The sequence below is a fragment of the Microcystis sp. M179S2 genome, assembly GCF_020245805.1.
GTDB lineage: Bacteria > Cyanobacteriota > Cyanobacteriia > Cyanobacteriales > Microcystaceae > Microcystis > Microcystis aeruginosa.
In genome coordinates this window covers 1-26,607 of sequence record NZ_JADBUE010000253.1, presented here as the reverse complement: position 1 = coordinate 26,607, position 26,607 = coordinate 1, and the positions used below count along the sequence as shown (strand labels likewise).

14 protein-coding genes and 2 pseudogenes are annotated in these 26,607 nt (G+C 39.5%); 11 read left to right on the top strand and 5 right to left on the bottom strand.

Translation table 11 applies throughout. The features are described from left to right. Positions 1–158: 158 nt before the first annotated feature. From IM500_RS15560 to IM500_RS15515, 10 genes are all read left to right on the top strand, one after another. Positions 159–3,092, top strand: coding sequence for an amino acid adenylation domain-containing protein (locus tag IM500_RS15560; RefSeq protein WP_190721070.1), 2,934 nt, complete (start codon positions 159–161; stop codon positions 3,090–3,092). 395 nt (positions 3,093–3,487) lie between these two features. After that, complete coding sequence (locus IM500_RS15555) at positions 3,488–7,309, top strand: type I polyketide synthase (protein ID WP_190721067.1); 3,822 nt, start codon at positions 3,488–3,490, stop codon at positions 7,307–7,309. 56 nt (positions 7,310–7,365) lie between these two features. Further along, complete coding sequence (locus tag IM500_RS15550) at positions 7,366–8,085, top strand: Rossmann-fold NAD(P)-binding domain-containing protein (protein ID WP_190721064.1); 720 nt, start codon at positions 7,366–7,368, stop codon at positions 8,083–8,085. 203 nt (positions 8,086–8,288) lie between these two features. Continuing rightward, positions 8,289–10,013 (top strand): SDR family NAD(P)-dependent oxidoreductase, encoded by a 1,725-nt coding sequence (locus tag IM500_RS15545; RefSeq protein WP_287738898.1) that lies wholly within the window; start codon positions 8,289–8,291, stop codon positions 10,011–10,013. 45 nt (positions 10,014–10,058) lie between these two features. After that, entirely contained in the window at positions 10,059–15,062 is a 5,004-nt protein-coding gene (locus IM500_RS15540; protein WP_287738896.1) for a short-chain dehydrogenase, read from the top strand. A gap of 138 nt (positions 15,063–15,200) precedes the next feature. After that, on the top strand, positions 15,201–16,775 hold the full coding sequence (locus IM500_RS15535; RefSeq protein ID WP_190721054.1) for a PfaD family polyunsaturated fatty acid/polyketide biosynthesis protein: 1,575 nt from the start codon (positions 15,201–15,203) through the stop codon (positions 16,773–16,775). Positions 16,776–16,810: 35 nt separating this feature from the next. Then, positions 16,811–17,983, top strand: a complete 1,173-nt coding sequence (locus IM500_RS15530) for an MFS transporter (RefSeq protein WP_190721051.1) — start codon at positions 16,811–16,813, stop codon at positions 17,981–17,983. Positions 17,984–18,047: 64 nt separating this feature from the next. Continuing rightward, positions 18,048–19,325 (top strand): NAD(P)/FAD-dependent oxidoreductase, encoded by a 1,278-nt coding sequence (locus IM500_RS15525; protein ID WP_287738893.1) that lies wholly within the window; start codon positions 18,048–18,050, stop codon positions 19,323–19,325. Positions 19,326–19,944: 619 nt separating this feature from the next. Then, on the top strand, positions 19,945–20,781 hold the full coding sequence (locus IM500_RS15520) for a PEP-CTERM sorting domain-containing protein (RefSeq protein ID WP_190721045.1): 837 nt from the start codon (positions 19,945–19,947) through the stop codon (positions 20,779–20,781). A 141-nt stretch (positions 20,782–20,922) separates the two neighbouring features. Continuing rightward, positions 20,923–21,867 (top strand): hypothetical protein, encoded by a 945-nt coding sequence (locus IM500_RS15515; RefSeq protein WP_287738891.1) that lies wholly within the window; start codon positions 20,923–20,925, stop codon positions 21,865–21,867. Positions 21,868–22,373: 506 nt separating this feature from the next. On the opposite strand, the pseudogene IM500_RS15510 reads toward IM500_RS15515, so the two are convergent. The 5 genes and pseudogenes from IM500_RS15510 to IM500_RS15490 form a co-directional block, all read right to left on the bottom strand. Further along, positions 22,374–22,554 (bottom strand): annotated as a pseudogene (locus tag IM500_RS15510) (DUF4277 domain-containing protein); the annotation flags it as partial. A 140-nt stretch (positions 22,555–22,694) separates the two neighbouring features. Then, a complete protein-coding gene (locus IM500_RS15505; RefSeq protein WP_002761936.1) occupies positions 22,695–23,588 on the bottom strand; it encodes an ABC transporter ATP-binding protein in 894 nt (297 codons plus the stop codon). A gap of 221 nt (positions 23,589–23,809) precedes the next feature. Beyond that, positions 23,810–24,583: an ABC transporter permease gene (locus tag IM500_RS15500; RefSeq protein WP_002761938.1), complete on the bottom strand. Its 774-nt coding sequence runs from the start codon at positions 24,581–24,583 to the stop codon at positions 23,810–23,812. Between the two features lie 63 nt (positions 24,584–24,646). Then, positions 24,647–25,270 carry a C-phycocyanin alpha-cysteine-84 phycocyanobilin lyase subunit CpcF gene (gene cpcF / locus IM500_RS15495; protein ID WP_190721039.1) on the bottom strand — a complete coding sequence of 208 codons (624 nt, stop codon included), beginning with the start codon at positions 25,268–25,270 and terminating at the stop codon, positions 24,647–24,649. 176 nt (positions 25,271–25,446) lie between these two features. Then, a pseudogene (locus IM500_RS15490) lies at positions 25,447–25,710 on the bottom strand (DUF29 family protein); the annotation flags it as partial. 317 nt (positions 25,711–26,027) lie between these two features. On the opposite strand from IM500_RS15490, the gene IM500_RS15485 reads away from it, so the two are divergent. Beyond that, positions 26,028–26,522, top strand: coding sequence for a hypothetical protein (locus tag IM500_RS15485; protein WP_287738889.1), 495 nt, complete (start codon positions 26,028–26,030; stop codon positions 26,520–26,522). Positions 26,523–26,607 lie beyond the last annotated feature (85 nt).

Below are 26,607 nucleotides of genomic sequence, written 5' to 3'. Positions count from 1 at the left end.
GGAATCCACAAATATTTATGATATCCTGAACTTTTTTTGTCCGGCTATACCTCAATCAGCGAAGGTTCGTTATCAGTCCTTAATGGCTACCTTTTAAAAGACCAATGGGCGCAAGCCTTGCGCCCCTACCACCTAACATCTAATAGAGGATTATTCTTATGGCTTTTTCCCCCGAAATTCCCTACTATAAAATTATTAAACAAGCACAATTAACCCCTGATGCGATCGCTGTTTTAGATGAGACTTGTCCCCTAACTTATCAACAATTAGACCATCTTTCTAATCAAGTTGCTGCTTATTTACAGACTCAAGGTGTTAACCCCAATACCAGAGTAGGAATTATGACGGAACGAAATCCAGGCATGATTATTGGTATTTTGGGAATTCTTAAAGCCGGTGGCTGTTATGTACCCTTAGATCCCGATTATCCCGTCGAAAGATTGCGTTATATTCTTCATCATGCCACTATCGAGATTTTACTTACCGAACATCAGGTAAGTGAACAGTTAATTTCCTGTGTGACAGAACCTTTACCCTTGCAAACCGTCCTCTTTTTAGATGAAGGAGAAAGATTAAACAAAATTAATGATTTAACTCAGATTACCACTTCTATCTGGCAAAAACACAGTAAAGAATCCATAAATCTTTGTAATCGTCCTGAGGATTTAATGGTAATTCTTTATACGTCTGGATCAACAGGACGGCCAAAAGGGGTAATGTTAAACCATCGCGGTTATATGAATCGTCTAGAATGGATGCAAAAGACATTTTCCCTGCAAACAGGCGATCGCATCGCACAACGCACCTCTTTTTGCTTCGATATTTCCGTATGGGAAATTTTCTGGACGTTAATGGAAGGTGCAACAATATGTCCCGTCAAACGCGAAGTAGTCTTAAATCCTTGGGAATTTGCTGCATGGATTAAAAAGACTAAAATTAATGTAATGCACTTTGTTCCCTCCCTTTTTGGGGAATTTATCAGTGCGATTGAAAACGAATCTTGGACATTTCCTGATCTACGCTGGTTAATCTTTAGTGGGGAAGCTTTACCCATGTCTTTTATCCAAAAATGGCTTGATTGTTATGGATTAAAGACAGGTTTAGCCAATCTTTATGGACCGACAGAAGCCTCAATTGATGTGACTTACCATATTATTACAGAACGTCCTGACGAACGCACCAGCAGCCAAATTCCCATCGGAAAAGCGATCGATAATGTCTATCTCAAAGTGTTGGATGATCAGATGCAACCGGTTAAACAAGGGGAAATGGGAGAACTTTGGCTTGGTGGCGTACAATTAGCGTTAGGATACCTCAAAGATCCTGAAAAAACCGCTAAAGCGTTCTGTTCTAATCCTTTTTCTGATGTCTCTGGTGACTATATTTATCGGACAGGTGATCTAGTCAAGGAATTACCCGATGGTACGCTGGAATATCATGGACGTATCGATAATATGGTCAAAATTCGGGGTTTTCGCATTGAATTAGGGGAAATTGAGAGCATCTTAACCACTCATCCCAATGTCCGCGAGGCCGCCGTTTTAGCTATTGATTACGGCGAAGGACAAAAACGATTAATTGCTTGTTTATCGGGGGATAAAATCAAAAACCGAGTTCTCAAAGCACATTTAGAGCAGAAACTCCCCCATTATATGATTCCTCAACGATTCGCTTGGTTTCCACAACTTGCTAAGAATCATAACGGAAAGTTAGACCGTAAAGCATTAGCCGCCGAATTACTTCCTGCTCCCGCTGCTCCCTCGGCTCCCCCTACTCCTTCTCTTATCCCCCTTGGACCGGCACAAAGTTGGTTAGTCAACTATTTTGAACCTCCCTATCAATGGTTGGGTTATACTCGTTTTCTCTATCATCAGTCTTTGAATCTTGATATTTTCAATCAAGCTGCTAATCTTTTGGTGCAACGTCATGAAGCTTTTCGGACGGTTTGCCTACAAAATCAAGGTAAATGGCAGCAATACTTGATCAATGATCCTCAACCTATCCTGGCAGAGTATTGGGATGGAAGCCACTTAACAGAAGCAGAACGTAATGCTAAAATTCAAGCTCAAATGTCAGATTTAGCTAAAAAAATCCAGATTGACCGTTGGCCACTTACTGCCACTCTTGTTGTTAAAGTTAGTCCCTATTGCTACGATATTACGATGGTCGCTCACCACATCATTGCCGATATGTTAAGTGCAACCATCTTGTTTAAGGAACTTTGGAGTGCCTATCATCAATTATTGGTAGGAAGTGATCCGACTTTTCCTAACCCTAATCCTCAGTCTTACTTAGATTTTGTGCAAGTCTTGAGGGATGAGGAGAAAAAAGGAACAATGAACGAACACTTGAATTATTGGAAGGAACAATTTCCCGATGCAGAGAGTCGCTTTGAAGTCCCCGTCGATCATGTCAAAGGCCCAAATATTGAAGCTTCTGCCGAAAGTGAGCGATTTGTCCTAAGTAAAGCGCAAACTAAACAGTTATTAAGCCAAGGCAAGGCTTATTATCAGTCTAACTTTTATCCTATTCTCCTTGCTCCTTTATACCGTTTATTAGGTGATTGGAGTCAACGCCAACAGGTGGTTATCAGTCATCGTAGTCATGGGCGAGATTTAGGCGAAGGTCAGTCTTTTATGGAAAGTATGGGCAATTATGCTGTAAATTTTCCCATAGGCATTAATTTATCCACTTCTACGACTTGGCAAAAAACTATCAGTACCATCAATGAGCAGTTTGAAAGCTTACCAATGAATGGCGTAACTTATGATTGGATAGGTGAGTCTTTACCTGAATATCTCTATCCTGATAGTAATTTAACCCCAGTAAGGGCTAATTATCTGGGAAATCGTTCGGTTCCTCTCTCTGACTTGTTTGAGTTTGTTTATGGCGAGCGCGATTGTCGTTTATCGCCACTGGATCAAAAACGTACCACATTGATTGAATTCTTTTTCCTAATCATAGATGGTCAGTTAGAGATAAGAATTGAATATTCTCGTAATTTCCATCTTCCTACGACCATTGAAAAAATCGGACAAGATTACCTCATTCTTCTTGAGGAATTAGAGCCTATTGGCGTTGCTGATTTCTAACCTTTCAGGGGGGGTCAAGCAGCCCGTGCCATTGACTCCTATTAAATCCGTTTGATTAAGTCAGGAGAATATTTTGGCAAAAATACTACCTCGAAAATGTCTTGACTATCGTACTCCGAATGAGGTATTCCTCAAAGGTGGATCAGACAGTGATGCAATTCAGACTTGAATTGGCGTTACAAAGAGCGTGATGGACTGCTCTAGTTACCAGATTTTTCCCCCCCCGAACGCTTACTAAAAATCATCCATTTGTGAGAGTAGATCATCCATTGTATAAACGGGGAACTCTGCCTAAACTGAAGCTAAAGGGAATCAAACAATTCTTTGTTCATTCTTTAAGAACTATTCGTTGTCTCTACAGACTGCTATATTATTGATTGGAGAACACACCTACAATGTCTGCTCAATCCTCAACCTCTAGCCTAACTGCTTTACAAAAAACACCGATCGCTATTATTGGAATGTCGGCCTTATTTGCTAAAGCCAAAAATTTACAGGAATATTGGGAAAATATTCTCGGTAAAGTGAATGGAATCACTGAAGTTCCAGAAAGCGCCTGGAATTTAGAAGATTACTATGATCCAGACCCGAAAGCACCAGATAAGACCTATGCTAAATGGGGGGGCTTTTTGCCTAAAATTGATTTTGACCCCTTAGAATTTGGTCTGCCACCTGATACGTTAGAAGCTTTAGATTCGGCTCATTTACTTGGTTTAGTGATGGCTAAACAAGCTTTAGAAGATGCGGGTTATAACCAAGGAAAAGAGTTTAATCGAGAAACAACAGGGGTTATTTTAGGAGGAAGCGGACTCTGGAAAAGCATTACTCCCTTAACCAGTCGTCTGCAATATCCTCTCTGGAAGAAAATTTGCCAAAAAAGTGGTTTATCTCAAGAACAAACCGACAAAATTATCGAAAATATGAAGGCTGCCTATGTGCCTTGGCAAGAAAATTCTTTCCCCGGTATGTTACCAAACGTCGTAGCAGGTCGTATTACTAATCGCTTTGATTTAGGAGGAACTAATTGTGTGGTGGATGCAGCCTGTGCGAGTTCCTTAAGTGCTTTAAAAATGGCGATCAGTGAATTAATTGAAGGCCGTTGTGACATGATGCTTACAGGGGGCTTTGACACGGATAATTCCATCCTTAACTATATGTGTTTTAGCAAAACTCCAGCTTTTTCTAAGAAAGATTGTCTCAATCCCTTTGATGCTACCTCCGATGGCATGATGGTAGGGGAAGGATTGGGAATGCTGGTGATTAAACGGCTTGAGGATGCAGAACGAGACGGAGATCGCATCTATGCAGTGATTAAAGGCATCGGGACTGCTAGTGATGGTCGTTTTAAAAGTATCTATGCACCGCGTCCTGAAGGTCAAGTTAGATCCTTACGGCGCGCCTATCAAGAGGCGGGATTTTCTCCCGCTACCTTGGGGTTAGTTGAAGCCCATGGTACTGGAACACCAGCAGGAGATTTTTGTGAATTTACAGCCCTGAATGAGGTTTTTAGCGAAAATAACGCAGAAAAGCAAACGATTGCTCTGGGTAGTGTCAAATCTCAAATTGGTCATACCAAGGCGGCGGCGGGTGCTGCAAGTTTAATTAAAACGACTTTGGCCTTACATCATAAAATTCTTCCTGCTACCATTAACATTACCGAACCCAACCCTAAATTTAAGATTGAAGACTCGCCTTTTTATCTCAACACCGAAACCCGTCCTTGGTTGCCCAAAGGAAAGACACCGAGACGGGCCGGGGTTAGTTCCTTTGGCTTTGGGGGAACAGATTATCATGTGGTGTTAGAAGAATATACGCCCAAATTACCCCAAGGAGAAAATCGAATTCATCACCGTCCCCAATCAATTTTACTCTGGGGTCAAAATCCTGAAGAATTAAGGCAAATTTGTCAAAAAGCTCTAGAACAGTTGCAATCTCCCCAAGGGTCACAAGTTTATATTGAACTACAAAATCAAAGCAAATCGGCTCAACTTCCCTTAAAGGTTGCTAGAGTGGGCTTTGTCGCGACTTCCTTGGCGGAAGCTATTAAATTACTGCAAGCAGCCGTTAAACAGTTGCAAAAACAGCCTCAAGCAGAGGCATGGGAACATCCCCAAGGTATTTATTACCGTAAGACGGGGTTATTACTGGAGGGAAAAGTCGTAGCATTGTTCCCCGGCCAAGGTTCTCAATACCTGAATATGGGTCGAGAAATTGCCCTAAATTTGCCAGAAATCCAAACCGCTTATCAAAAATTGGACATATTGAGAGCTAAAGCGGGTTTAACGCCCCTTTCAGCAGGAGTATTTCCGATTCCTACCTTTAACGAGGTGGACGAAAAACGGCAAACCTCTTTACTGCAACGGACGGAAAATGCTCAACCTGCGATCGGGGCTTTCAGTGTAGGACTGTATAAAACGTTGCAAAAGACGGGATTTAAGCCAAATTTTGTGGCCGGTCACAGTTTTGGGGAATTAACCGCACTCTGGGCCGCAGGCGTTTTCACCGACGACGATTATTATTACTTGATCCAAGCTAGAGGCCAGGCTATGGCCGCACCGAAAGGAGCAACCCCTCAAGGGGCGATGTTAGCGGTGACGGGGAAAGTATCTCAGATAGCGCAATGGGTTGAAGGAATGGCCAATGTGCAGATTGCTAACTATAATGCACCTGAACAGGTGGTATTATCGGGATTAGCCTCAGAAATTGCCACTATTGAGAAGATTTTAAGCTCTCAAGGCTATCAGGTTACGCCTTTACCCGTGTCTGCTGCTTTTCATACTTCTCTAGTACGTCATGCTAGTCAACCCTTTGGGAAAGCGTTGGATCAAGTGACGTTTCATGCGCCCCAACTTCCAGTTTACGCTAATGTGACGGCAGCCCCTTATCCCAAAGATTTATCGGGGATGCGTCAGCTTTTAGAAGCTCAGTTGTTGAATTCGGTTCAGTTTGTCCAACAAATTGAAAATATTTATGCTCAAGGCGGATATTGCTTTGTGGAAATTGGACCGCGCCAAATTCTCACTAACTTAGTTAAACAGATCTTAGGCGATCGCCCTCATCTGGCCATTGCACTCAACCCCAGTCGGCAAAAGGACAGTGATGTTCAACTCTCACAAGGAGTAATGCAGCTTCGAGTTTTAGGTTTACCGTTAAACGATCCGGAAAATGCAGCTTTGACGGTGAAGACTCCTTCAAGCAAACGCAAAGGTATGACCCTTAAGCTGAATGCAACCAACTACATCAGCGATAAAACCAAAGCTTTGATCGGAGCTGCATTACAACCTGATTCACCTGCGGAAATAGAACCTTCAGTTGATTTCCAAACGGTTGAATCTAAGTGTGAGGAAGTGAAAGGGTCGGAAAACGAGGAAATTTTAGCCTCTATTCCTTCCGTCAACCCTTATCCTTCTGATTCTCAGCCTCTTTCAGAGGAAATTCCAACACTCAATTTATCTATTGTTTCTCGAGATCAAACTGTAACCATGACTATGAACAACGCTATTTCTAACAACATCAACCCTCTTTTACAAGCATTCAACCAATATCAACAGAGTCTTGCCAAGGTTCACGAAGAGTATATTAAACATCAATCCCAGAGTTTTCAGTCAGTGTTGCAGTTATTCAAACAAAAAGAGATGACAGCAGTTGCTCAAATTGACGAGCTCTCTGCGGCGGCTGCTGCTTCGGAGAATTCAAAATTTGATCGGCCAAATTCAGAGGTTTCCTCTGTTAGCTTTCCTGATCCTACCCCTTTTAAGTCTGAACCTCAGCCCTTACGAACTCTAGAACCTCAACCTTTAAACACTGCACCTCAACCCTTACCGACTCCCGAACCTGAACCCGTTCACATTTCCCCCATTGTCAACTATTTAGAACCTCGTCAACCCATTGCACCCATCTCTACACCTGAACCTGTGTCAGAAGTGAGCGAACCTTCTTTAGACTCCATTCAAGATGATGCGCTGAGTCAAGCCTTATTAGAGGTTGTCAGTGAAAAAACAGGCTATCCTACGGAAATGTTGGCATTAGAAATGGATTTAGAGGCAGATTTAGGCATTGACTCGATCAAACGGGTAGAAATCATGGGAAGTCTGCAAGAAGCTTTCTCTGGGTTGCCCAAACTTAGCCCTGAAGCGTTAGCAGAAAAACGTACCCTAGCCCACATTGTTCAGTACTTGAGGGAGAAAATGATGGTGACAGAAAAAAAAATAGCTTAGTTGTTACCTCTACCCAGTCTAACCATCGAAAACACGGTGATATTGGACGTTATCAAATGAAACTGAAGCCCCTTGCTGCACCAGATTATTGGGATTTTCCCTCAACCCCTGATCAAACCTGTTTGGTGACCGATGATGGTTCATCTACTACTGCCCAAGTTGCTCAAAGTTTGCTAAACCAAGGCTGGCAAGTTGTGGTTCTCAGTTTCCCTCAATTCCTTATTCCTGTGCGTTCTTCTCTTCCTGCGGGGGTTCGACATTTTGTTCTCAATCATTTAAGTGAAGAACATTTACAAGCACAATTGGGAGATATATTTAAAACTTGTGGACTGATCGGCACATTTATTCATTTACATCCTCTCTCTCAGGGGTTTAATCAAGATCAAGAGACTTCAATTAATCCTGATCAAGCGATTGTTAAACAAGTGTTTTTACTAGCCAAAAATCTTAAATCTTCTCTGACGCAAGCGGCCAGTCAAGGACGCAGTTGTTTTCTCAGCTTAACCCGTTTAGATGGAGAATTTGGTCTCAGTGGAAAACGAGAATTTAGCCCTATTAGTGGCGGTTTATTTGGCTTAACGAAAACCTTAAATCTAGAGTGGGAATCGGTCTTCTGTCGCGCTCTAGATATTAGTCCCGACTTAGATGAAATGACAACGGCTCAAATTGTTTTAGCTGAATTGCATGATCCTAATAGCTTAATTCAAGAGGTGGGTTATACCCCAAAAGGTCGAATGACTTTGACTTGTGAATTAGTTTCTTTGAGCAGTAAATAGGGAAAAGTTAATAGTTAGAATAAAATTAGCTGGGCGCGAGCCTTGCGCCCCTACAGAATTATATTTATTTAAATAAATTACGGTATAAATTCTGATTTTTAGCTAATCTATACTAACTATTAACTATCAACTATCAACTATTAACTATCAACTAACACGGTATGTTACCCATGATTAATGATACTCAACTTAATTCATCTTCGGTGGTTATTGTCAGTGGTGGTGGCCGAGGAATTACGGCTCAATGCGTTATCTATTTGGCGCAACAATATCATTGTAAATTTATTTTATTAGGTCGTTCGCAAATTTTAGATACTGAACCTGAATGGAGTCTTTCTTGTCAAGATGAGTCTGAGTTAAAGAAGCAAATTATGCTACATTTAACAACTCAAAATGAAAAACCAACTCCGAAAAAAGTTCAATCACTCTATCAACAACTCTGTCAAAGTCGTGAAATTAAGCAAACCTTATCAGAGATTGAAAAAGTAGGAGGAAAAGCCGAGTATTGCAGTGTTAATGTTACCGATTCACAGCAACTAAAAGCAACTTTAAGACCGATTATTCAACGTTGGGGAGAGATTACGGGCATTATTCATGGTGCGGGAACGTTAGCAGATAAATTAATTGAAAACAAAACTGAACAGGATTTCGATAAGGTTTATAGTGTCAAAATTGATGGGTTAAATAGTTTATTAGGTTCCCTAGAAGTTAACCGATTAAAATTTATTGCCTTATTTTCTTCTTTTGTTTCATTTTATGGCAATATCGGTCAATCTGACTATTCTTTAGCTAACGAAATTTTGAACAAGTATGCTTATTTACTTCAACAAAAATATCCTAACTGTCATGTTGTTTCTATTGGGTGGGGTCCTTGGGATGGAGGAATGGTGACACCACAGCTTAAACAGTTGTTTGAGCAGCAAAATATTAAGGTTATTCCTCAACAAACAGGGGCGCAAATGTTAGCGGAAGAATTAACCCAAACTCAAGCTAAAACCCCTCAGATTATTGTCATGAGCAACCCTATTTCTCCTTCTCCTAAACTGGTTACACCGCAAAAGCATAGTTACCGTTTATATCGTCGGTTGACGTTACGAGGAAACCCTTTCGTTTATGATCATGTCATTGGGGGAAATGCAGTTTTACCCGCGATGTGTGCGTTAGCATGGATCACTAATAGTTGCGAACAACTTTATCAAGGATATCGTTTTTTAAGTTGTCATAACTATCAGGTGCTTAAAGGAGTTGTCTTTGATAAAAGTTTAGCTAATTTGTATTGTTTGGATCTGACTGAAGTTGATAAAACAGAAGATGAAATTAAATTTGAAGCCTTAATTTGGAGTGAAACCGCTAAAGGAATTCCCCTTTATCATTATCGGGGGATTATTAATATTACTAAACAAGTAATAGCTGAGAGAAAACTTGAGGAAAGTATTCAGACTGTTACGGAATCTTTCCTTAATTTACAACCCTATCAAGCAGGAGTTCTTTTTCATCAGCCCAGATTTCAAGGAATTAAGAAAATCTTAGAAATTAATAAAAACGAACTTGTTTTTAACTGTTACTTACCTCGAATTTCTGCACAAGATCAAGGACAGTTTAGTGTTCAATCCTTTAATTCTTATACGGCTGATCTCTTGTTTCAATGTCTTTTAGTTTGGGTCAGAAAACACTACAATTCTGGTAGTTTACCCCTAAAACTAAATGAGCTTGAGCAGTTTAGTTCCCTCCCTTTTAATCAAGAATTTTGGATCAAATTATCCATTAATGAACATAGTGATACTAAGGTAATTGCTAATGCACTTGCTTATAATTCTCAAGGGAAAATTTATTTAGAAGCAACTAATATGGAGGTTACTTTGAGTTCTTGTCTTAATGTTTTGTTTCTTAACAATACGGTGAATTCATCGAATACTGTTTGCTTGTAATTTTTTCTCAATTGATACCCTATTTACATTTTCACAGGAGATATTATGAAACCTTCCAAATTAGCGATCGCTGGACTAAGTGGCTTCTTTAATCAACTGTTAACCAGTCAACAACTATCAGCTTTAATTTATCAAGGAAACTCCCTTGATTATTCTAAAAAACCGATCAGTGATCATTCTTGGTCTATCCTATCAAAGATGTCTGATCAAGGGTTAAAAGATTGTACTTGTAAGATAGGAAAAAAAGTCGCTTTAATTACTGCTAATAATATTAGCAACAATCAAGAAACTGAGCTTAAAAATATTAGTTATCAATTGGAAAGATTATGGAATTGTTCCATTGTTCCCTTTCAATTAACCCAAGGATCTGATTCTTTATTAAAGTCTCTTGAATTAGCCCAAATTCTCTTAACCGCCAAAGAAGTTGATACAGTTATTATTAGTGCGCTTAATAGGAATTCTGAGTCTATTATTGGCGGAGCTTTAATCCTCAAAGATTATGAAACAATCCCAAACAATAATAGTACGCTTTTTTACGGAATTATTGATAGCTTTAGTAAAATAGTTGACCCCTTATCTTCTCCATCAGTTGCGATTAAACAAAGTTGTCAGCAAGCATTTGAAAATGCTAAGATTCACCCCTCAGATATTGGTTATTTAGCTGTTTCCTCAACAGAGATAGATCAAGGGTTATTAGAAGCTTATTATGCTAATCATAATAAGCTAACTTGTGCAGTCGGAACAGTCCAAGAGAATAATAATAACTTAGGGATAACTGAAGATTTAATTAGCTTAATTAAAACAGCACTTTGCTTAAAAAATCGTTATCTTCCTGTTTCCGCTCAACTGTTAACTTCTAATCTTACTCAAGAATGGCAAAATAGTCCTTTTTATGTACCTGATGTATCGCTTCCTTGGTTTCTTGAAAAAGGACAAGAAAAACGCTATGCTGCGCTTAATTTAGCAACTCAAAACAATACTTATAGTCATTTAATTTTATCGGAAGCAACTCCTCAAAGTACACCCGATAATGGCTATTTACCCTATGGGTCATTTTATCTATTTCCCCTCGCTGGAAATGATAGTTCATCTTTACAAAGTCAGCTTGATAACTTAACCCAGAGTATTGAAAACAGTTTCTCCTTACCCCATCTGGCCAAAGAGAATTTTATTCAGTTTCAACAGAATTCTCAATCTCCTTATGTTGTAGCAATTGTTGGGAATAACAAAGAAGCTTTACAAAAGGAAATTAAACAGGCTAAAAAAGGAATTGATAAAGCCTTTCATACAGGAAAGCCTTGGAAAAGTCCCCAAGGAAGTTATTTTACCCCTAAACGGTTAGGAAAAGTGGGTAAAGTCGCTTTTGTTTATCCGGGTGCTTTTAGCTCCTATTTAGGAATGGGAAGAAATCTTTTTCAATTATTCCCTAGATTATGGGAGAGAGCAGAGAGTTTAATTAGTGATCCTGCTACCTTTTTTCAAGCAAACTCTCTTTATCCTCGCCGTCAATCTCCCCTTTCTAAACAAGACTTAGAAACCCTAGAAACTCAATTCATTGCTAACCCTTTATCTCTCTTAGAAACGGGAACAGGTTTTGCGGTTTTATTCACCGAAATTATGCAGAAATATTTCAAGATTAAACCTGATGCTGCCTTCGGTTATAGCATGGGAGAAAGTACCATGATGTATTCATTAGGAGTGTGGCCAAATGCGGATCAAGGAAGTCAATTTGTTCATTCTTCTCCCCTATTTCATACCCGTTTAATGGGAGCTAAACAAGCCGTTGCAGAATCTTGGGGTCAACCGATAGATGAAAATTCATGGAGTAGTTATGTTTTAATGGCTACAGCTGAAGCAGTTCAAGAATGTTTAAAAACAGAAAGTAAGGTTTATTTAACCCATATTAATACCCCTCAAGAAGTTGCGATCGCAGGAGATTCTCAAGGTTGTTTACGGGTGATTGAAAAATTACAATGTGATCGGTTTCGTTCGCCTTCTGATATGGTTTTACATTGTGAAGTTATGCAATCAGAATACAATGAGTTTCTTAAGCTAAATACGGTGACAATGGGAACAGCACCTGATACTATTTTTTATTCCTCTTCTCATTATGATTCTCTGACCTTAGAACAAGAGAAAATTGGTGATCATTTAAGTCAAGGAATGTGTAAAATGTTAGATTTTCCTCGCTTAATTGAACGCACTTATCAAGACGGAGTGAAAATCTTTCTAGAATTAGGATCAGGAGGAAGTTGTTCTCGTTGGATATCAGAAACTCTTGGTCAAAAAGAGCATCTTGCATTGTGTATTAATCGTCGAGGTGCTGATGATTTAGCGACCATTATTAAGATGTTAGCACAATTAGTCAGTCATGGGGTAGAACTAGACTTATCCCCTCTTTATTTAACAGATGAAGCAGAAACCTTAGAGGCGATTTTTAAGACAGTGTTAACCACAGCACCCAAAGCTAATATCGAACCCCAAACCGAGCAACAAAATTCAATTATTCGAGAAAATACTGCTTCTCAAAAAGTCGCTGCTTTAGTTGCGTCTTCTCCTCAACTTCTTTCCCAAGTTCAAACCATTTCTACAGTTGATCATTTAAGAACAAGCGTTATTTCTTCTCATCCTAAAACCGTTAAACCTTGTTTATTTGATCAACCTGAGATTCTCGAATTTATTGAAGGTAAAGTCTGCAAGGTTTTTGGTCAAGAATATGAACCCATTGATCATTATACCCAACGAGTCAGAATGCCGTCTCCTCCCTTTTTGTTCGTCAGTCGGGTGACTCAATTAGAAGGAAAATTAGGTGATTATAAATCAGGTTTTATCGAAACAGAATATGATGTACCAGAAGATGCTTGGTATGCAGTTGATGGTCAATTAACGGTAGGAATTTGTAAAGAAGCTGGCCACGGACTCCTGATGCTATTAAGTTATATCGGGACAGATTTTGAAAATCAAGGAAAACGCTCTTTCCGTTTATTAGATTTATCTGCAACCTTCTTATTTGAACAACCTGAAAATGTTAAGTTGTTACGGTGTCGAGTTAAGATCACCTCTTCGGTTAAAACTGATGATAGCTTATTAATTTTCTTCCAAGGAGAGGTGTTAATTGGGGATCAAGTTTGGATGAAACTTCATGACGGTTGTGCTGGACTCTTTTCTGATGAAGAATTAGAAAAAGGACAGGGAATTGTGCTAAAAGAGGCTGAAGAAAAAGAAAGAAACTTGATTAAAAGACAACAGTTTACTCCTCTTTTAACTTGTTCTAAGTCATTCTTTAAAAAAGAAGAACTTCTTAATCTAAGTCAAGGAAATATTGAGGCTTGTTTAGGGAAAAACTATCAACAAAATGGCTTAAATTCTTCCCTCAGATTACCCCCAGAAAAACTCTTAATGTTAGAGAAAGTGATAATGGTAAATCCTCAAGGAGGAATAGCTGGACTAGGGTTAGCAGTGGGATCAAAACAGATCACCCCTGAGGACTGGTATTATTCTTGTCATTTTAAAAATGACCCCACTTTACCGGGGAATTTAATGATTGAAGGAAGTATCCAACTGGTGCAATTTTACTGTTTATGGTTAGGGTTACAAACTCACAGGAAAGATGCTCGTTTTCAGGTGATTCCTAATCAAACCCAAGCAGCCCGTTTTCGGGGACAAGTGACTCCCCAACATGGAACTTTAATATATCAAATGGAGGTGTTAGAAATTGGACTTTCTCCTCAACCTTATCTTCTGGCTAATGTGGATGTTATTTTTGGCGGAAAAACCATTGCTACTATTAAAAATATTGGTGTTCAACTGGTAGAAAAAACAGCTACTATTCCCAGTATTTTTCAACCCATTGAGTCAGGAACATTCCCCCAGATTTCCCAATTATCAAAACAGTCATCAGTTTTATTTAATGAAAACCAATTAAAAACCTTTGCTAAAGGATCAGTGGCTGCTTGTTTGGGATCAGAATTCGATATTTATGAAAATCGTCAATCGGTTCGTTTACCTAATGGGGAGTTTCAGTTAGTAAGTCGGGTATTAGACATCGAAGGTAAACGTCATGAATTGCAAAAACCATCGGAAATTATTACCGAATTTGATGTCAAAGAAAATGCTTGGTTTTATAACCATAATGCCTATCCCACTTTGCCCTACTGTACTTATATTGAAATTGCCGGTCAACCTTGTATTTTCTTAGGGGTTTATATGGGAGCAACTTTATTATTCCCAGAAGATGATCTTCATTTTCGTAATTTAGATGGACAGGGGACAATTCTCAAAGAAATTGACCTCCGTAATAAAACCATTACGGATAAAGTTCGTCTCCTTTCTACTACCGCTATTCAAGGAGCAATCATTCAAAAGTTTGAGTTTGAATTATCTTGTGAGGGTGAACCTTTTTATCGGGGAAATATGGTCTTTGGAGACTTTAGCACAGCCTTGTTAGCGAATCAAGTGGGACTTGATGGGGGAAAACGTCTTAAACCTTGGTATCAACTGAATAATTTATCCGATTTAACCGTACAGGAAATTAATTTACAAGATTCCTTAACTCACCAAAACTTCTATTCAGTAAATCCTGAAAAACCCCACTATCGTCTTTCTCAAAATTATCTTGATTTTATCGAAAAAGTTTTCCTAATTGAAGATGGGGGTAAGTATCAAAAAGGATATATTTATGCCAGTCAATCAATTACTCCCGAAGATTGGTATTTTCCCTTCCATTTCTATCAAGATCCCGTCATGCCTGGTGCCTTAGGCATTGAGTCTATTCTTCAAGCTATGCAAACTTATGCGCTGCAATTAGACTTAGGCAAATCTTTCAAAAATCCTCGCTTTGGTCAAGCCATTAATCATCAAATTACATGGAAATATCGAGGACAAATTACACCCGAAAATCGTTTAATGTCTTTAGAAGTGCATATTTCCGATATTCGAGTCGAAGATGATGTAATCACAATTATCGGAGATGCCAGTCTTTGGAAAGAAGACTTAAGAATTTACGAAATTAAAGACATCGCCCTGTGTCTATTAGACAGTGAACAGTGAACAGAGACCAGTGTATCTCGACTACTCGGTTAGTGCATTAACCATCGAATTGGGATAACCCCAGTTACCAGTGAATAGTAAACACCCATCTTTCTTTTCCGTCAGTTTAAAGTCAACAACAATGGAGAAATAAACCCCATGTTAACTAGCCATAACCCTCTTACTAGCTCCCCTAAACCATCTATCTCCTTTGATAGTGAAGGAATTCGAGAAAAATTAGCCAATTTAGAGCAGCCTTGTTATGTATATGTCAAAAATAACCAGATAGGACTTTCTCACGAACCTAATGCTGATATACTGCCCCGTAGCATGATTAATGCCCTATCACCCCAACAATTAGGCGATCGCGCTTTTTGTGACTTTCATGGGTTAGACTATGCTTATGCAGCCGGTGCAATGGCCGGGGGTATCGCTTCCGAAGATTTGGTGATTTCTTTGGGAAAAGCTGGATTTTTAGCCAGTTTTGGGGCAGCCGGGTTAGTTCCCCAACGGGTTGAAAAAGCCATTCACACCATTCAAGAAGCTTTACCCAATGGACGATATGCCTTCAATTTAATCCATAGCCCCTCAGAGGAAGCCCTAGAACGGGGTTCAGTGGAACTTTACCTCAAATATGGGGTAAGAACTGTTGAAGCCTCTGCTTACCTGGATTTAACCCCCCATATTGTCCGTTACCGAGCATCAGGATTACATCTAAATTCTCAAGGCGATATTGAAACCCAAAATAAGATCATTGCCAAAATTTCTCGGACCGAAGTTGCTCAGAAATTCTTAAAACCTGCTCCCCCTAAACTGCTGAAAGCTTTAGTTGAACAGGGACAAATTACAGCCTTACAAGCAACTTTAGCTGAAAAAGTTCCTTTAGCCGATGATATAACCGTTGAAGCTGACTCTGGTGGTCACACAGATAATCGTTCTTTGGTTTGCCTTCTCCCTTCTATTATTGCCTTACGCAATGAGATTCAACAACAATATCAGTATGAGCGTTCTATTAGAGTGGGGGCGGCCGGTGGCATTAGTACCCCAGAATCAGCTTTAGCAGCCTTTATGATGGGAGCGAGTTACATTGTGACGGGTTCGGTGAATCATGCTTGTATTGAAGCGGGAACATCTGAACATACCAAACAATTATTAGCCCAAGCAGCAATGGCCGATGTGGTAATGGCCCCTTGTGCTGATATGTTTGAAATGGGGGTGAAAGTTCAACTCTTAAAACGGGGAAGTTTATTCCCCATGCGCGCGCAAAAATTATATGATTTGTATCAAACTTATGAGGGAATTGATGCCATTCCGACCGAGGTTCGTCAAACCATAGAAAAGCAAATTTTCCAAAAACCATTAGAGGCAGTTTGGCAAGAAACCCTTGCTTATTTTCAAGAGCGAGATCCCGAACAAATTGAACGAGCGAATAATAATCCTAAACGGAAAATGGCTTTAATTTTTCGCTGGTATTTAGGGCTTTCTTCTCGTTGGGCAACCAGTGGACAGCCACAACGAACAATGGATTATCAAATTTGGTGTGGTCCGGCGATGGGTTCATTTAACGATTGGGTTCGAGGAACTTATTTAGAATTTTCCGAAAATCGTCAAGTGGTGGATGTAGCAACTCATATTATGCGCGGTGCAGCTTATCTCTATCGTCTGCAAAGTCTGAAGTTACAGGGGGTTAATCTTCCGTCTCCCTATCATTTTTATCGTCCCACACCTCTTTAAAAACCCGCTTATAAACCTTGTGCTGGAATTTTCCCATGATGACTAAAAATGCCAATTCTCCCTTTTCTGTTGGACTTCCCGCCCTTTATTTAGTGGCCTTTTTATCGGGAATTTCCCTAGGGTTATTTAATCCCTTTGTTTCTACCCTTATGAAAGAAAAGGGTTACGACAATATTGTTATTGGAGCAAATTCTACTCTTTACTTTTTTGTCATTGCCGCAGGAACACCGATTGTGGCTAGCATTCTTCGCCAAATTGGATTAAGAAAAACCATGATGTTAGGATTCCTTTTAATGGGAATAACTGCACCTCTATTTGCCTTTACTACTCAATTATCTCTTTGGTTTATCATTCGTGGCGTTATGGGTTTGGCCTGTTGTTTATATCTGATTTCTGGACAAACCGCTATTAACTATTTTTGTAATGATCAAAATCGAGCCATGGTTAATGGTTTAGATGCTTTAGCTTTTAGCTTAGGTTTTGGTATCGGTCCGATTATGGGAGCAGTCGCCTATAATCTTTCTCCTAAGATAACTTTTTTATTAGGAAGTGGCTTGATTTTAAGTGGAATTGTTGTTGTCTTTTTTGGATTACCAGAGAAAACGGTTAAGTTTCAAAAGCCCAACTTTAGCATTATTCAAAAGCTCAAACTTCCCCTACAAGGAGCTTTTGCTTATGGCTTCAGTGTTGCCACCTTAGTTTCTCTTTATCCACTTTTTTTACTCGAACAAAACTATGGTATTGAGCGCATGGGTTTAATCTTTGGCTTGTTTATTTTAGGCGGATTAATTTCAACCGTTCCTATTACTCATTTAGCCGATAAGATGGGGAAAGTTAAGGTTTTAGTCGGTAGTGTAATTATTGTAATTGTTTCAGTTTTTGGCTTATCTTTAATCGAAAATCCCATGATTACCCCCTTTTTAGCTTTTGTCTCTGGGGTAGGAATGAGTCCCATTTTTCCCTTATCGTTAGCCCTGATTGGTTCTACCGTTACCCTTAATGAATTATCCTCCGGGAGTGCTGTCTTTACCTTAATTTATAGTGCAGGTTGTACCGCCGGTCCCATTCTATCAGCTATTGTCATGACCATGATGGGAACTCGGTATATCTTCTCATTAATGTTAGTCATTTTTGTCTTATTTTTGCTGAGTTTAAGTCAGTCCCAAAAGTCCCATCCTGACTATCAACATTCTTCGGAGAATAGTTAGGAAAGTTTCTTGAATTTTAACTACACTAATTAACCACCTTCACAATTTATTCAAGGACAAAATCATGGAAAAATTAGCAATCATTGGTTCGGGTATTTCTGGCTCTCCCATCGCCTATTATCTTCAAGATCAATATGAGGTTGATGTCTATGAAAAAAGTAGTCGTGTCGGCGGTCATGCTCACACCTTAGATTTGGATGAAGATGGTCAACGCATTTCTTTTGATACGGCTTTTGTGGTTTGTAATAAACCTAATTATCCCAACTTGATGAAATTTTTTGCTGATTTAGGAGCAGAGACTCAAGATCATTTAGGCGGATTTAATTTTTATAATTTGGATACTGGAATGCAGTTTAATTCCCTAGATTTAGAACTGCCGATGGAAGAATTTGCTCGTCAGCAATCCTCTGAATTAGTCGCTTGTTATCAAGAAGCTAAACGTTTTTTTTCAGAAGCACGGGCTGATTTTTGGGAAGGAAAAACGAGAATTTCTATGCAAGAATATCTAGATAAAAATAACTATAGCCAAGCCTTTCGAGATAACTTTGTCATGCTAATGGGGTCAGCCGTTTGGTCAATTCCTACTGATTTATTAATGGAGTTTCCCGCTTCAACTTTTATCAGCTTTTTTATGACTCATGACCAAGGAGGGTTGGGGGGAAAAACGGTCGAATGGCAAACCGTTAAAGGGGGAAGCAGTCGTTATGTTGAAAGGGTCAAAGATGCTTTAAAGAAACCCATTCGCACTGAACAAGAAGTGGTTTTTATTCAAAAAAGGGAAGACGGAAAAGTAACCGTTAAAACCACCACTGATGAAGAGGTTTATGATAAAGTTGTCATCGCTACTCATGCCGATCAAGCCTTAGAAATGCTGGCTGAACCAACCCCGTTAGAAAAACAAATATTAGGCTGTTTTAAATACAATGAAACCGCCGTCACTGTTCACACTGATCCCGTTATTATGAACCCCGATCGCAGTAAATGGCAATCCTGGAATTATGGGCAAGTAACTAAAGAAGGAAAGCTTTATACTTATGTGACTTATTATGCTAACAAAGTCCATAATTTTACCGCCAAGAAAGATTATTTTGTTTCCTTAGATACCCCACCTATCGCCATTGATGAAGACAAAATTATCCGCATTCTTAAGTATCGACATCCAGCTTATGACATGAATACTCTAGAGGCCCAAAAACAAATTTATCAACTCAATGAAACCGGCCCTATTTACTTCTCAGGGACTTATTTTCACATCAAAAAACGAGGCATTGATTCCTATGGCTTTCATGAAAGTGGCATCGGTTGTGCGGTTGAATTAGTTGAACATTTGAAAAAAGGGTAATGTTTTGCAAAAGGGAAAAAGTGCAAACTTCAGATAATGTAACATATCAAAAACCCTGCACTTTATCCTCTGTGCTACTAAATGGGACTTTGACAAAAAAATAATCGCAAAAAGGGGTGAAAGCCTTATTTATCAATAGTTTTCCTTTTTTAGCCTGTAAAAATGTCAAAGTCCCATTAAGAAAGTCCCCTCACCTCTTCCCCTCTTTTACTGGAGAAGGGTGAAATGTTCTAAGCTTAATACCTAAGGCTATAAAACCAAAATTTTTCGGAAAAAATCTGGAACTTTATGGTTCTCCCTTGTATTGTTCTCTTAGGTAATTGAATCAATCAGGGTAAGCGCATCTTAACAATCCTTGACAAAATGAACTTTATGTAAGTTGCTTACCCAGAAGACGATTCAGGTATATTTGAGGAGAATTGGCCATCTCAATTGTTAAGCAAAAATCGACCAAATGGGTCGATTTCGTCACTATTCAGATTGACTGGTATCACTTGAAATGCCCACACAGCAAGCGGATCACAAAATTAGCCAATTGTCAATAGCGTTTGAGATGCTCTCACCCTGATTGAGTCAATTAAGTTACAAAAATCCGCAGGAATTATCTTGGAGTTAAAACATGAATCAAGTAACAACAAGTGTACTTTTTAGCGTTAACCAACAACAAAGGTTATTAAAGCATCAAAAACTCAAAGTTAGTGTTTTCTCCCTACTGAGTTCATTAATAGCTGGGATAACAACCCTTACTGTATCTTCATCTCCTGCAAAAGCCGAATTTCTGCCCTATCGCTTTGTCTCTGGGAAAGAAAGTATTCGACTTGATGCTACTACTTTGATATCTTTAGAAGCAATTGGTTTAACCTTATCAAACATAGACGAATTAGTACCCCCTGCTACTGGCTATGAGTTTGCTTGGCCAGTTGTTCCACCCTCTACTATTTTAGGTAATCGCGGAACTACCTTTGAGTTTCTTTTTGATCAAGAAACCGATACCTTTTTGCCAACATCAGGAACAATTGAATTTAGTGGGGGTTTTTCCTTTGCAGTTGATCCCACGAGATATAGTTTGATCTCACCCTTAGAATTAGGGGAATTATCGGTATTTTTTACGGATTATTTCTCATTTTTTGCCATCGATACTGTGACAACCAATGTGCCAATCTTGAGTGTTAATACGTTTAGTGCGCCAACGGTTGATGTTGAAGCGGGAACTTGGTTTCTTGAACCCATTGAATTAATTTTCACCCAAAAATTTAGTGATTTCCTTGTTAATGCAGCTTTGACTCAAGAAACGGCTGATCAAGTGGCCAGTGTAATCCCCGGTTTAAAATTCGGAGAAGCCAGAGGAGATCGAGGTTTTGTTCCCTTAAAAACTACTTCTGTACCTGAACCTAGTAGTTTACTTGGACTTTTAATGGCTGTTGGAACGGCTTGTATTCTTAGAAAGAAACATTAGACATCTCCAGAAAATATTCCTATAGGCTCGCTGTGAGGGTTTGAGCCTCTGTTCTAAGAATTATTGGAGATGTCTATTCACTAATCCCCTTTTTTGTTCCCCAACCTCTACTCAAGTTATAGATAGGATTGTTTAAAGCTCATGAGTAATTCTCTAATGAAATGGTTAAGTTTGGCTACTGCGACTACAACAGTTTTGATGATACCCACAACTGTACAAGCTCAAATATTTGATTATGATCGATTAGAATTTTTGGAAACTCGTCCTCTTTCCGTCAATGGAACACTGTTCTTTTTCGGAGATCAAAATCAAAATGAAGGATATGTCGGTTACTCTAATTTAGATCGAAATGCCCCAGATGCTGGACATATTGGTTTTCGTGGTGACCTGAACAGTCGCTATTATGCAACAGGCCGAGAACATAGTCCAGATCCCACAGGTGCAACCCGTTCAGCAACCCTTAAAAGTCTAACCAGTTTTCCCAACTTAATGAATTACTTAAATAACAATAATATCCCTTTAGGTAATATTGGTTATGGTTTTGGGCAGAAAGAAGGTTTTTCAGTAACTCAAGCTCTTAATTTAGGGGGAGATATTTTAGGACAAGATTGGTTTGGTCGTCAGGGTTCTCGCGTTGAAGAATTTATTTATGCTTCTAATCCAGAGGCAGTGGAGTATTATTTGCTCTATCAAAACACAAAAATCATTAATTTAGGATATTCCGATATTTTTGTTGCTGCTGCTGATGATAATCCTGGTAGTATTTTTGGAAATCCTAATGTCTTTTTTACTAATCCTACTGTCCCTTCTAAATTCGCTGGTTTAGATGAAATAACTTCTGGAATAGCTGATGCTTTTTTACAAGATGTAGCGGCCGGTGGAGGCAAAATTCAACAAGTTTCTGAAGATATTCTTGATCCGGAGGATTTTAGTGTATCCATAAATCAAGGATTTGAAATCTTTAATTTTTCTTTTCCGATAGAAATCCGCATTGTCAGTACCCCTGAACCTTCATTAACCGTTGCCCTTATTCTTATAGGAAGCAGCGGTATTATTGGCGGAATTAGACAAAATCAAAAAAAATAAGTAGTTAATTTTATTGACTGAAAATCAGTTGAGGGAATTTTTGCTTAATCTAGTCCTCAGTAAGAAACAAATAATCTACAAATTCTACCCAAAATTCTCCATCTTGCTGAGGACTTTCCCATTTTAAACTAGATATAGATGATGTCTAGATAGGGTTGGCTGAATAAATCTAAAAACCTTGTTGGATAATATTTTTAGGCTTTTTTGAAATCAAAAAGTGCCAGCCATTGGAGGGATCGGGGGGGAAATTTAGGCTCTTCTCGACTTTCTGTGATAATTTTTGCTTATGGAATCGTGAAATGTTTACTGAGAAAGACTTTTGGGACTATTTTTCTGAAGAAACTATCATTATAGACCTCGTTTCCACACAGAAACCAGAAGAGCCAACTTTAGGCACTTTTTCCCTGAAAATTAGGTAATTGACCCCCTGAAAATCGGTAAAACCCTACACCCTATCCCCCACACCCTACACCCTACCCCCACCGAAAAACTTTTTCAGCAGACCCTAAATGCAAGGATCGGGAGACAAATCCCAATCCGTTCAGGATAATCGCTTTCACGACTTGCCCAGCTGTGACAATTTCTCCTGGAACCCATTGATACTTGTTCGTTAATAATTTCAACGATTCCTATTTCATCTATAATTCCAGCTACTAATCCTAGATGGTCTAGATTTTTAACTTGAATTTCTGTTGATTAAGTCATGGTCGAACAGCCCACTCGCCTCAGTTTTCCAAGAATATGACGGTTAAAAACGGCGATTTAACTCAATTGAGGTAAATTACCGAAAAAATGCCGATCATCAACCTTAATTCTCAAAAACTGGTTCAAAATTGATTCATAATTTCCATATAAATATGTTCTAACTGTACGGTCTGACGGGCGATAGAATCAATATTAATGCCGTCGAATGCCCGAATAATCTCGCTTAATTCTAGGTGTTCATCTAACCAAAAAGCTAAATCTTTGCCGTAAAATTTGGGAGTAAATCCTAATTGTTTACCTCGATTTATTGCAGCTTCTTGATCCTGGGTATCCATGATAATAATTTCTTTCGCAGGAATATGCTGACGCAGCTGATTTAAATTACCTTCGGCAATAATACGACCTTGTTTTAAAATTCCTATACGTTGACAGAGACGCTGTGCTTCATCGAGGAGATGGGTAGTTAATAAAATTGTCATTCCCTGTCGCCGTAATTCTCCGATTAAATCCCAAATTTCATAGCGAGATTCGATGTCTAAACCGGTAGTTGGTTCATCAAGAATTAATAATTTTGGCTGATGAACAATAGCCACGGCAATATTCATTCGGCGCTGCATTCCACCGCTTAAAGTTTCCACCGGACTACGGGCGCGATCAAGCAAATTTACTGCGGATAAACTGGTTTTGATCCGATGACGACGCTGGGGGCGATCGAGTCCATAAATCTGAGCAAAAAAGTTGAGATTTTCCTCACAAGTAAGGGATTTGTACAACAAATTTTCCTGCGGGGCAACCCCAATTAATTCTTTAGTAACTCTCGAAATTGGCAAATAATTAAAGGTAATTTCTCCCGATGAGGGTTTTAATAAATTACAAATTAAGTTAATAGTGGTGGTTTTTCCCGCACCATTGGGACCGAGTAAACCGTAAATTTCCCCCGCTTCAATATGAAAGTTTAATTGATCTAATACTAAGCGTCTTCCGTAATTTTTTTTGACATTATTAATAGTCAGCATTTTTAATAAAGTAATAAGGATAGTCAGGCTTTTTTAGGCCATCAGCCGTCAGCTAGGTAATAGTACGAATAACAGGGAAATTGGCTAATTACACTGAAAAACTAAGAAGCTGAATAACTGATGGTGGGTTACGGCGAATAGATAAATTAATGATTAAGTCTGATAATTTGTCTCCGCCTAACCCACCCTACCTAACTGATAACCGATCACTGATCACTGATTTACAGTCGGCGTTCAAGGTTTAACATTTGTCGATAGGTAAGCCAACCACCTGCTACCATAGCTAAAGCAAAGAGACAGAGAAAGCGAAAATGAGAGCTAATATCTTGCAGATTTTCGCCCTTTGCCCAAACAGCAATTAAAGCTTCATTCATGTGGTAGATCGGGTTATATTTAGCCAGAGATAGAATATTGTCGGGGAATAAAGCAGTGGGGAGAAAAACGCCGCCTAAAATTAATAAAGGAACCCCAAAAGTTCCCACCAAAGCATTAACATCTTCGGTTCTTTTCGCCAGTTGAGTACCGAGGATAAATCCTAAACCCACATAGGCGGTAATACTAAGGAAAATAATTAATAATTCTAGAGGAATTGAGCCTTTAAAAGTGGCTCCATACTGTTTAGCAATAGAATAAACTAAAACTGTCTGACAGGCGGCAATCGCACAATGGGCGAGAAAAATGCCGATAAAATAGGAAACACCGCTTAAAGGCGATAAAAATAACCGTTTAATCGTTTGTTGTTCCCTTTCTGCTACTACCGTTGCCACGGTTCCCCCCAAACAACTAAAGAAAAGTGCCGCCCCGACGAGGGTGGGAGGAGTAGCCAGAGCCATTGCCTCAGCAAGCTCAATTTTGCCTTTTTCTGCCATAATATAGCCATTTAAGAGCAGGACAAGGATCGGGAAAATGCCCCAGAGGATTAAGCTACGCCCGCGCCGGATTAATTCCACTAAAATTCGTTGAGCGATCGCTAAAATTTCCTGCCAATATTTCATAGAATGTTAGTGTAATTGTTTCTCCCTGTAGAGAAATAAGTTTTTCTACTTTGTGACTTAGGGTTATTGTAAGTGTTCCAGAGCTTGATCGGCGCGCAATCTTACCACTATTTCCGCTTCTGTCTCCCGAATCTGTCCTAAAAGTTCCCGAATCGCCCCGCGAAATGCCGCCGCCGCAGTTCCTAATCCCTGCAATCCGACGATCGCCGCATATCTAACCACCCACTCTGGATCCCCTTGCAAAAGTTTCTCCAGTGCTGCAAAAACCGCATTCTGAGCCTCAGAAACCCGACTTTCCTCCAAATCAGACCAAATTATATTTCCTAAGCCTCTAGCCGCCCCTCGCCGCACGCTAAAGGAAAAATCACTCACCGCCGCATCAAGCAATAAGTCCAATCCTCGCACATCGCCAATTCCCGCTAGGGCGCGGGTTGCCCAAGCTCTCGCCCCATAATTATAACCGTCTAGGTTGGCTAGTAAATAGGGAACCGCCGCTTTGCCGATGGCGATTAAACCGTCCACGGCTGCCACGGAGGCACCGGGGTTATTATATCTCAGGACATCGGTAAGGGTGGGTATTGCCGCCTCACTTTTGGCGGCGGCTAAATTTTCCACGGCGGTTAGTAACTCATTAGCTGAGTCGGCTTTTTCGACGGCAATAATTAAAGTCTCAACGGTAGGGAGCATTGGTTATCAGTAGAAGGGATGAGGGGTTAGGGAGTGGGAATTAGGAATTAGGAATTAGGAATTAGGAATTAGGAATTATAAATTATGAATTATGAAGTGGGAAGAATAAATAAAAATAATCTCCTGACGACTGATTCTTATGTCCTAACCCCACTGACAAACTTTTAAAGATAATTTTATTGCCAAACTTTTTTCTGTAAAATCTGACTAATTTCTGGGGGAAAAGGACAATCATCGGTAAAGTTAAAGGATTGATAATCGGGGTTATCTCGCCAGCTTTTTAAAGCCGTGGCATAGCAATCTAAAAATACTTGCTCCCAGTAGGGTTTTAAACTAGGAGAATCGCTCAAAAGTTCTTCTAGTTCCCGTTGACTGCGCCTCATAGTTTCTTGCCAACCTCGATAATCTTCAACGTAGTCAGCATAGCAGAGTTTGAGGCAGTGTGTTGACTTCTGCCCAAACTTTCTATCGTTCCAGATCAGCAGCAGCGAGTAACCTTCGCCATTGTACCAAAGACTCCATACCGTCCGCTACACTAGGGGTGTCAAGCTGTTTACTAAGGTAGCATCCAGCCTACCCAGGATTAGAAATAAAAGCATGGTTCCCATTAGCTACTGAAATAACAGCCCGTTTCAAAGATAGTCAAAATCATTTTCAGTTTGATCAAACCTACGTTTCTCTAATAGCTTGGCTGCCCGAAGCGGTAATTTATGGCAAACCCAAGATTCTAGATGTATGCGTTGTCTCTGGCTTTTCAGTGGCTAAAGCGAGAGATGATCATTATCATAATCCTCCTGATTACCTTGTTCTAGAACCCGAAGATACAAGCCAAAGGAGAGCAAATTTGCAACAAACAAATACGAATAGATACAAATTTCAAGGAACGGACGAAGAACTATTTCAAGCTGAAGAAATAGTTAATTCTTGGGGAAATGATGGCAGGCTTTATAAGCCGACACCAGAGTATCAAATGCTCTTGCGGGAACTGATCACTCGCTTCAAATATAGATTAGACAATAATTTTGCCAAAATGGACAGGATTTTACATCCAGGAATTGAGGATTTTAAAAAGCGTGTTTATCGAACACAGTTCTCTGGAATGAAAGTTGGACAGTGGAACAGGCTTTTAGCTAGTCGTCGAGAGGAGTTAATTAAATCTGCTTTCAGAGAACACCTTGGCATTAAAGAAGGGAACATTGTTGACATCCTCGCCGCCCTAAAAGTGCGGCGATTCCTAAACCTCACGATTTAAGTTTCTGCTTCCACCACCGTCGCATACCACAGTTAAAAAACCATGTACTGTCTTACACAGAGTCCACAGACTTTCGCCCCATTTC